This is a genomic window from Anthropogastromicrobium sp. (assembly GCF_037349415.1).
Classification (GTDB): Bacteria; Bacillota; Clostridia; order Lachnospirales; family Lachnospiraceae; genus Anthropogastromicrobium; species Anthropogastromicrobium aceti.
This window is the reverse complement of the sequence record NZ_JAXWCK010000037.1, coordinates 57,177-65,345: the sequence shown is the minus strand read 5'-3', so window position 1 is coordinate 65,345 and position 8,169 is coordinate 57,177. Positions and strand designations below refer to the sequence as shown.

Annotated in this window: 6 protein-coding genes; all 6 read right to left on the bottom strand. The window is 39.9% G+C overall.

Going from position 1 to position 8,169, the window contains the following annotated elements:
- Nucleotides 1–471 precede the first annotated feature (471 nt).
- The 6 genes from WJP93_RS08915 to WJP93_RS08890 all read right to left on the bottom strand — a co-directional run bounded on the left by WJP93_RS08915 (nucleotide 472) and on the right by WJP93_RS08890 (nucleotide 7,957).
- The gene (locus WJP93_RS08915) at nucleotides 472–1,500 is read right to left on the bottom strand and encodes an aldo/keto reductase (protein WP_262538280.1); all 1,029 of its coding nucleotides are present in this window, start codon (nucleotides 1,498–1,500) and stop codon (nucleotides 472–474) included.
- Between the two features lie 99 nt (nucleotides 1,501–1,599).
- On the bottom strand, nucleotides 1,600–3,282 hold the full coding sequence (locus WJP93_RS08910) for a GGDEF and EAL domain-containing protein (protein ID WP_337547844.1): 1,683 nt from the start codon (nucleotides 3,280–3,282) through the stop codon (nucleotides 1,600–1,602).
- A 222-nt stretch (nucleotides 3,283–3,504) separates the two neighbouring features.
- On the bottom strand, nucleotides 3,505–3,885 hold the full coding sequence (locus WJP93_RS08905; RefSeq protein ID WP_118616081.1) for a BlaI/MecI/CopY family transcriptional regulator: 381 nt from the start codon (nucleotides 3,883–3,885) through the stop codon (nucleotides 3,505–3,507).
- Between the two features lie 334 nt (nucleotides 3,886–4,219).
- Entirely contained in the window at nucleotides 4,220–5,266 is a 1,047-nt protein-coding gene (locus WJP93_RS08900; protein WP_262538284.1) for a branched-chain amino acid aminotransferase, read from the bottom strand.
- 123 nt (nucleotides 5,267–5,389) lie between these two features.
- Nucleotides 5,390–5,854: a sporulation initiation factor Spo0A C-terminal domain-containing protein gene (locus WJP93_RS08895; RefSeq protein ID WP_227102505.1), complete on the bottom strand. Its 465-nt coding sequence runs from the start codon at nucleotides 5,852–5,854 to the stop codon at nucleotides 5,390–5,392.
- Between the two features lie 114 nt (nucleotides 5,855–5,968).
- Complete coding sequence (locus tag WJP93_RS08890; RefSeq protein ID WP_118616085.1) at nucleotides 5,969–7,957, bottom strand: 2-isopropylmalate synthase; 1,989 nt, start codon at nucleotides 7,955–7,957, stop codon at nucleotides 5,969–5,971.
- Nucleotides 7,958–8,169: the final 212 nt, after the last annotated feature.

Here is an 8,169-nt window from a genome sequence, read left to right as displayed (position 1 = left end):
GTTCAATTATCAAGGTTCTTTGTGATTTTTCTTTGCCGTCTCAGCGACAGCTCATATAATATATCACAGTTGCTTGCGTTTGTCAAGCACTTTTTTCAACTTTTTCAATTCATTGTTTTTAATGATTTTGAATTGTTTTTGTTATTGCTACAATTCTCATTATTGTTTCTGAATTGTTTTTGTTGTGTCTGTCTTGTTTTCGGCGACGTTGACTATAATACCACCCTTTAAAGGGTTTGTCAACTACTTTTTTATGTTTTTTTGCATTTTTTTACACTACAAAAGCCCTTCGGTGTAATGTTTTCGTCGCCGGACCAAATTCCGCAGGCTCCTTTTATGTTCTTTCTTATTATACATCACTTTGAAAGACCTGCTTCAAGTGTCCGGCTCGTGAAATCCATTCACCTTCGGGCTATACTGCAAATATTGTCTTATCCTTGAATTGTAACGGCACAGTAGTAACAATACCGATCACACCACCGTCTTTCCCGCCAATACTTCACGGTAATCTTTTAAGTTCTTCTTTAACAGATTCGGCGTATCAAGACCATATGGGCACTTTGCCTTGCACTTATTGCAGCCAATACAGCCATCAATCTTATTCATGCGTGCCTGTCCTGCTTCATCAAGCCATGCTGCTGATGGTGCTCGGCGAATCATAAGTGACATACGTGCGCAATTGTTAATCTCAATTCCTGCTGGACATGGCATACAATATCCACAGCCTCTGCAGAAATCACCTGACAGCTGCTTTTTCTCTTTTTCGATAAATGCTTCAATTTTTTTTGTATAAACAGGCGGATTCTCTACATAAGAAAGAAACTCGTCCATTTCTGTTTCTCTCTGAACACCCCAAATTGGCAAAACATTAGGATATTGTGCCAGATACGCATATGCTGCTCTCGAATCAGTAATTAATCCTCCAGACAATGCCTTCATTGCAATAAATCCCATACCTGCCTTTGAACAGGCCTCCTCAACTTCAATATCTTTCTTTGTTGCCAAATAACAAAATGGAAACTGCAGAGTCTCATACAATCCACTCTCAATTGCCTCCGTAGCAACAGTCAAGCGATGATTTGTAATTCCAATATGACGAATTTTTCCCTGTGCCTTTGCCTCTAGCATAGCCTCATACAAACCACTTCCATCGCCCGGCTTTGGGCAAAAAGCTGGATTATGAAACTGATAAATATCAATATAATCTGTTTTAAGTGTTGCAAGAGATGTCTCAAGATCCTTCCAAAATCCCTCAACTGTTAATGCTGCTGTCTTCGTTGCGATATAGACCTTTTCTCTCATCCCATCAAAAGCCGCCCCAAGCTTTTCCTCACTATCGCTGTAGGCTCTTGCCGTATCAAAGAATCTCACACCACCATCATATGCCTTATGTACAAGACGGATCGCTTCCTCCTTTGAAACACGCTGTACCGGCAGTGCGCCAAATCCATTTTTATTAACGGTAATACCCGTTCTTCCAAGTGTTACCATATCCTTCATTATTTTTTTCCTCCACACAAAATCTTTAGCAATAAAGAAATCGTATTTCTTCTATATATAATAGCAGTATAATAGCAATTACTTTTTTTAAGCTTGTAACTATTCAGAATAGTCAAAAAACTTTTTCAAAAACTCATCCCTCGAGCAAGGCTTCGAGTAATAATATCCCTGAATCAAATCTGGTCCTAGTGCCTTAATCTTTTCGAGGTCTTCCTTAGTCTCAACACCTTCCACGCAGACATACTGATTTAGCTTATGAACCATCTCAATCACATACTGCATCAATTGATATTCATATGAGCGTGACAGTGCCTTTAATGTAAAGCCTCTGTCAAGCTTTACAATATCTGGTTCAAGATTACTGATATTCATTAAATTAGAATAACCTGTTCCAAAGTCGTCAAGCGCAATCTGAATACGAAGCTGTTTCATATCATTCCATACACTGCGCACTGCCGGTGTTCCTTCAAGATAACCACTCTCTGTAAGTTCCACAATGATTCCGCTACAGCTAATACCAGAGTGATCGATCATTTGCTTTAATTCCATCATAAGTGGACTCTTTAATATCTGAACATAAGACAGATTGATTGACACACGAAATTCCGGATAATATTTACGACACTCTGTACACATAGAAAATGCATTTTGAATAATCCACTTTCCAACAGGAATAATCAATCCACTTTCCTCTAAAATAGGAATAGCTTCTGCCGGTGAAATAAAATTTCCATTCTTATCATGAATGCGAAGCAATGCCTCTGCCGCATATAAGCTTTCATCCTTTGCTCTAACAATTGGCTGAAAATATAGTTCAAATCCTTGATATCCCAATGAAACTGCCTCTCGTAAGGAACGAAGAATTTCCCTTCTGTGTAAAAATTTCTCGTAATCTTCCATTTGAAATTGATACGCTCTGTTTTTTCCGCGTTTTTTTGCCTCGCTAAGCGCAAACTGTGAATATTTCATCAATTCCTTATAGCCTCTTACTGATGTATTCTCACTGCTAATAATTCCTGCCGAGATTGTATACACTGCCTCATAACCACTTTTACAAATACTTTCATCTACAGCTTTTCGAATCCTGTGAAACAATTCATCTGCATCATTTTCGTCCGGTCCAATACCAAACACATTAGACTCGACAAGATCCTCAATAAGAAATTCATCTCCTGTCATGCGATATGCCTTCTGGTTCCCAGTCAGCTGAAAGCTAATATCATCTGCTACAGTCTTTAGAATACGATCTCCATACTCAACTCCAAACCGCTCATTAATATCGCTAAAATCATCAATGCCAATCCTTAGCACAAATCCATCGACTGACTTTGTTCCAAACGCTTTCATCCGGCTCTTAAAAGAAGCTTCGCCCAAAAGCCCGCTAATATTATCTGCTTTCTGCTGCTGACCAATCTCATTAATGCTGCCAATTAAAAAATGTGGTCTGCCATCTGATTCCCTAAGCACCTTTCCACGGCAGTTAATCCAAACTGGAACACATTCTTTGTTTAGCCAGCGATACTGCATGTTATGCCTGTCACGTTCTCCCCGATCAACTTCTTCAAGCTCAACCTTTAACGCATCATAATCCTCTGAATATACAAATTTGCGGTGTTCTTCCACTGCATTTGTAAAACAATTAGACGAAAGTGCAAATCTTTTCTGTGCCCTTTCCGATATAAAGTATAGATCCTGAATGATATCATACACATACAGATAATTATCCATACAAGGATCAAAGCATTCAATTATGTCGCGCAGCTTTTCGAATGTATAATTCATGCTGTTTCCCTCCCTCCTATTGATAGTCATTTTACTACAACAGTCAATCTTTAACGTTTGACTACTCTTAGTGACATTCTACTTCATTATTCTTAAAAAGTAAAGAGCTGTCGTGTGACAGCTCTCATTTCTTATTATTGTAACATTTCACTGATAAGCCAAAATTTAAAGCAAAGCCTAAAGTTGAATGGCTTTCGTAGCATGACGCGTGAAATGTAATTACTATTTCTCCTCAACATGATCAAGCAATCTTCTTAGTTTCTGGCACTCCTCATGTGTAAGAGGAGCGGCTGCGCATAATGTCTGTGCAAACTCTGCCATACTTCCATGGAACCAAAACTCGATTTCCTTTTGCGCCAATTGCTGTTTATACTCTTGTTCACTCTTTATTGCGTGCACATAAGAAATACGTCCCCGGCGCTGCGTTGTAATATATCCCTTTCCTGCCATACGTGTCAAAAATGTCACTACTGTCGTTCTGGCATACTCTTTTCCATACTGCTCATTCAGCTGCTTCACCAACTCTGGAACTGAAATGTCAGGATTTGATTCCCAGATAATTTTCATAATTGGCGCTTCACACACACTTAATTCTTCTCTCATTCCTACCTCCACTATCTTTTTTTACACACATTTGCGGCTACCACCGCGTCTTCCCACACTTTTGTAATCGTTTTCATCAGCATTCTCCTATTATCTGACCAGATTTTGCCCTTTTAGTGCACTCTAACTGCCGATTTTTTACTTGATTACTGTTGCTGATAGTACCATTTTTATGAGGTGTCGTCAAGTGTCATAATAAACACGTATCATTAAAAAAAGCTGATATCTGCTATCTTTTTGATAACAAACATCAGCTTTTTTCTATTTATTAATTATCGCAGTGTATAGATCAGACATTTGCGATCCGATTTCGCTGCCTGCTCATAAACACAGATTACTCGATTACCTGAATCCATCCCTTTGGAGCCTCGATGCGTCCCATCTGGATACCTGTCAATGTCTCATACAGCTTCTTGGTTACTGGTCCCATCTCATCCATACCGCTTGGCAGGCAGATTTCCTTACCATGATCAACAATCTTTCCAACTGGAGAGATAACGGCTGCTGTTCCGCAAAGACCACATTCTGCAAAATCTTTAACCTCATCAAAGTATACCGGACGCTCCTCAACCTCAAGTCCTAAATATTCCTTTGCAACATATACGAGAGAGCGACGTGTGATAGATGGAAGGATCGTGCTTGACTTTGGTGTAACAACCTTTCCATCCTTTGTTACAAACAGGAAGTTTGCACCGCCAGTCTCCTCTACCTTTGTACGTGTTGCAGAATCAAGATACATGTTCTCTGCATAGCCCTGCTCATGCGCCTCAACAATTGCGTGAAGGCTCATTGCGTAATTTAATCCAGCCTTGATATGTCCAGTACCATTCGGTGCTGCACGGTCATAATCACTTACGCGGATTGTAATCGGCTTTGCGCCGCCCTTAAAATATGGACCAACTGGTGTACAGAAGATACGGAACTGATACTCATTTGCCGGCTTTACACCGATAACAGCGTCACTTCCAAACATATATGGACGAATGTAAAGTGTTGCACCTGATCCGTATGGCGGAACATACCCTTCATTTGCCTTTACAACCTGCTTTACAGCATCTACAAAACGATCCTGCGGGAATGGCGGCATTTCCAGTCTCTTTGCGGAGTTTACCATACGCTCTGCGTTTAAATCCGGGCGGAATACAACGATCTGTCCCTTCTCTGTGGTATATGCCTTCATACCTTCAAATACGGTCTGTGCGTACTGCAGAACACCTGCGCACTCGTTGATCGTAATAGTTGCATCTGAGGTTAATGTACCTTCATCCCAACTTCCGTTTTTATAATTTGAAACATATCTTTTATCGGTCTGGATATAACCAAAACCAAGACTGCTCCAATCCAGATTTTTCTTCTCCATAATGTCTGCTTCCTTTCTCATATGCTGTCAAATATCCTTTAGTATGGATCGTCAGTTCTTAATTTTCCAGATTCATCATAAGGATTATATTCATTTTATACCAGAAACAGGAAATGTCAATATCCTGCTTTTGCTAACTTAGTTTTATTTTAGGTAGTTAACAATACACTGAATATACTGCATGTTCGTTGGCCTAGTACTGTTGACCGATGCCATCTCTCCAAATATGCGTTTTTTATATTCCATGCTAGCCAGTGACCATGAACGTTCAATTGCCACGCGTATCGCGCGCTCAATACGGCTCGGAGTCGTATTATGAACCTTTGCAATCTGAGGATACAATAACTTTGTAATTCTCTCAATCAATTCATGATCTTCAAGCGCAAATGTTATCGCATCGTGAAGATACTGTGCGCCAGCCATCGTTCCTACAATTCCAAGGCCTGTCAAAACATCCTGCACAGTCTCCTTTTGCATCCCCACCTCAATCAATACATATCTGCTCTGAGGATTGATTGGGCAGATTTTAAGCAAATCTTCCAATGCGTCTTTGCTCTGAACCACCCCTAAAATATGTACACCTTTAATTCCTTCTGCCACTTGAAACATCGTACCCCTCCTTTTTCTTCTAACGTTTACTAAAAGGAGTTTACTACATCTATAGCACATAGTAAATAGTACAAACGACATTTTTAGTCGCATTTTTCGCGTAACTTTACCACGTTACTTTTTATTGCGAAACTGAACTGGTGTCATATTAAATGCTTTCTTAAACAGGCGATTAAAATGTTCTACATTTTGATAGCCAACAGAAAGCGCGATGCTTTCAACAGTCATTGAACTCGTCTTTAACAATGTTTTCGCCTTCTTCAGACGTACATTTTTTACAAGCTCACCAAATGTCATGCCTGATTTTTCTTTGATGTATTTTGACAAATACGGTTTTGACAAATAGAACTTATCAGACAGTCCCTCAAGAGTGACACTTAAATAATTTGACTGAATATAGTTCATAATCTCAACCATTCTTTTGTCCTTGGCAAACTGTGCATTCTGAATCTCTTCAATCTTATTTACTGCAACTGTAAGCGCCTCAATTGAAGCCTTAATGATATCGTTGTCAATTCCAACACCCCAATAACGTCTTCCATTGCAAACAACACCAACATATGCAACTGCCTTTGAAGAACTTCCCTTTGTCAGAGAATGCTCCTCATAGAAACTAAGCTCATAGCTGACATTAAAATAATTCTTAATCGCATTGCTGACGGCATCAAGACGTCCATTACCTGTTCCTGTAACGACTTGTGTATTCTGGCCATGCTGAATTGTTGCATTTGCCACAATTCCATTTTCCTGACGGAAATGACACTCGCTGACCTGGAAAATTGACTTACTGGTAACATAGTGATCCTCAAAAATCTGATAAATAATTGCCGGTGTCAATTCCTTATGCGCCTTATCAGAAATATCCTTAACAGTATAGCCAACCTCCTCGCGCATATTTTCTGGAAGACTCAAACCAAAGTTAGTACGCAGTACATAGCATACGCCGCCCTTTCCAGACTGACTGTTAATACGAATAACATCTGAATCATAAGTACGTCCTACATCCTTCGGGTCAATTGGAAGATACGGAACATCCCACTTTTCACTCTTTCCTGCTTCTCTCCATGCCATGCCCTTTGCAATTGCATCCTGATGAGAACCAGAAAATGCAGTAAATACAAGCTTTCCTGCATACGGCTGACGCTCATGAACTCTCATGCCTGTCACCCTCTCATATACCTCTACTAAAGATGACATATTAGAGAAATTCAGTTTCGGATCAATACCATGTGAGAACATATTCATCGCCAATGTAATGATATCCACATTTCCGGTACGCTCACCATTTCCAAAAAGCGTTCCCTCAATACGATCTGCACCGGCAAGCAGTCCTAACTCTGCCGCTGCCACACCGCAGCCTCTGTCATTATGCGGATGAAGTGAAAGAACAACTCCGTCACGGTACTTCATATTTTTATTCATATATTCGATCTGTGTTGCGAATACGTGCGGCATTGCATTCTCAACTGTTGCCGGAAGATTAATGATCACCTTATTGTCTGGTGTCGGCTGCCATACATCCAAAACAGCATTGCACACCTCAAGTGCATAATCCATCTCAGTTCCTGTAAAGCTTTCCGGGCTGTACTCAAATGTAAAGTTACCATCGGTCTTATCAGCCAGCTCCTTCAACAATGCAGCACCATCAATTGCAATCTGCTTTACATGCTCTTTATCTTTCTTAAATACCTGCTCACGCTGTGCAACAGATGTGGAGTTATACACATGAACAACTGCTCTTGGTGCTCCCTTAATCGCCGCAAAAGTCTTCTTAATAATATGCTCTCTTGCCTGCGTCAATACCTGAATCGTAACATCAGCCGGAATCAAATTCTGCTCAATTAAGGTACGGCAAAACTGGTACTCGGTTTCTGAAGCAGCCGGAAATCCGATTTCAATTTCCTTAAAGCCAATCTCTACCAGCATCTTAAAAAATTCAATCTTCTCATCCAGACTCATTGGCTCTACAAGCGCCTGATTTCCGTCTCTTAAGTCAACAGAGCACCAGATCGGTGCATGATCGATATCATCCTTCTTGACCCAGTCATAGGTCACGACCGGCGGCATAAAATACTGTTTTTCATACTTTTCGCTTGGATTCATATTATTATCAACCTTTCTTGCTATATTCTATTCTGTTCAAAAAAATTTTATCAATTTCATTGTCGTTTTTTATCTTAACACATTTACAATGCAAATGGTAGTGACTGTTTTAATCATTCGTATTGATCATTTTTAACCAAAAAAAGATGGGGCGCACCGTTTGGTACACCCCATCTTCTGCGAAAGAAAAAGTTTATGAGAAAAAGATTCTA

What these genes read in the sequence shown, in the direction of transcription:
- WJP93_RS08905 (WP_118616081.1), bottom strand. Translation starts at nt 3,885, where the DNA reads ATGAGAGAAGAATTAAGTGTGTGTGAAGCGCCAATTATGAAAATTATC.
- WJP93_RS08900 (WP_262538284.1), bottom strand. Translation starts at nt 5,266, where the DNA reads ATGAGAAAGGAAGCAGACATTATGGAGAAGAAAAATCTGGATTGGAGC.
- WJP93_RS08890 (WP_118616085.1), bottom strand. Translation starts at nt 7,957, where the DNA reads ATGAATCCAAGCGAAAAGTATGAAAAACAGTATTTTATGCCGCCGGTC.
- WJP93_RS08915 (WP_262538280.1), bottom strand. Translation starts at nt 1,500, where the DNA reads ATGAAGGATATGGTAACACTTGGAAGAACGGGTATTACCGTTAATAAA.
- WJP93_RS08910 (WP_337547844.1), bottom strand. Translation starts at nt 3,282, where the DNA reads ATGAATTATACATTCGAAAAGCTGCGCGACATAATTGAATGCTTTGAT.
- WJP93_RS08895 (WP_227102505.1), bottom strand. Translation starts at nt 5,854, where the DNA reads ATGTTTCAAGTGGCAGAAGGAATTAAAGGTGTACATATTTTAGGGGTG.